The organism is Pseudidiomarina fusca (assembly GCF_032227045.1).
Taxonomy (GTDB): Bacteria; Pseudomonadota; Gammaproteobacteria; order Enterobacterales; family Alteromonadaceae; genus Pseudidiomarina; species Pseudidiomarina fusca.
Genome location: NZ_JANFPJ010000105.1, coordinates 1 through 555, shown reverse-complemented (window position 1 = coordinate 555; position 555 = coordinate 1). Strand labels below are relative to the sequence as shown.

At 48.1% G+C, this 555-nt stretch carries 1 protein-coding gene; it reads left to right on the top strand.

Annotated elements, in window-relative coordinates; genetic code table 11:
• Window positions 1–28: 28 nt before the first annotated feature.
• Window positions 29–555 (top strand): LexA family protein (locus NOG12_RS13275; protein ID WP_313933518.1); only part of this gene is annotated, 527 nt, incomplete at its 3' end.

The window sequence follows — 555 nt, the reverse complement described above, 5'->3', positions numbered from 1 at the left end:
TACAGTTTTATTTGTAGAATACGGGCTTATGAAAACTTTATCCGAACGACTAAACCATGCCTTGCAGCTTACTGGGGTGACTCAGTCTGAGTTGGCTCGTCGCATTGGTATCAAACAGCAGTCGATCAGCCAAATTTGCTCTGGTAAATCGGCTAGGTCTCGTTACACCATGCAGATCGCGGAGGCGCTTCGCGTGAATGCTCATTGGCTCGCCACAGGTGATGGCGAGATTGGCTTGGGGGACGGTAATGTAGAAGTTGGGCCTGACATTAAGGGAAGAATTCCTCTCATTAACTGGGTTCAGGCCGGTGATTGGACTGAAATAGCGGAGGGATTTGCCCATGAAGATGCTGAGGAGTGGCGTGACGTCACTGGGAAAGCACATGAGGGTTGTTTCGCACTTCGCGTAAAAGGCGACAGTATGGAAAATCCAAGCGGAAAAAAATCCATACCTGAGGGAGCAGTGATCGTTGTTGATCCTGAGTTACCTTATTCATCAGGTTCATTGGTTGTTGCGCGTTTGGATGATTCGAAAGAAGCAACCTTTAAGCAGTT